Source organism: Nonomuraea sp. MG754425 (assembly GCF_021699195.1).
In the GTDB taxonomy this organism is placed as follows: Bacteria; Actinomycetota; Actinomycetes; order Streptosporangiales; family Streptosporangiaceae; genus Nonomuraea.
Genome location: NZ_SSXE01000610.1, coordinates 1 through 241, shown reverse-complemented (window position 1 = coordinate 241; position 241 = coordinate 1). Strand labels below are relative to the sequence as shown.

Below are 241 nucleotides of genomic sequence, written 5' to 3'. Positions count from 1 at the left end.
GATCAGCCAGGCATGGAACGCCGGCGTGACGCAGAACGGCGGCACGGTGACCGCCTCCGACGCGGGCTGGAACGGCTCCCTGGCCACGGGCGCCGGCACCTCGTTCGGGTTCAACGGCACCTGGAACAACGCCGCCAATCCCGTGCCGGCGCCCGTGGCCAGGGAGCCGTTCCAGCCCGCGTCGGAGGCGGTCACCGTGCCGCCGTTCTGCGTCACGCCGGCGTTCCATGCCTGGCTGATC

1 pseudogene is annotated in these 241 nt (G+C 72.6%); it reads left to right on the top strand.

Annotated features, from left to right (window positions below):
• Position 1: 1 nt before the first annotated feature.
• Positions 2 to 127 (top strand): annotated as a pseudogene (locus tag FAF44_RS55600) (cellulose binding domain-containing protein); the annotation flags it as partial.
• Positions 128 to 241: the final 114 nt, after the last annotated feature.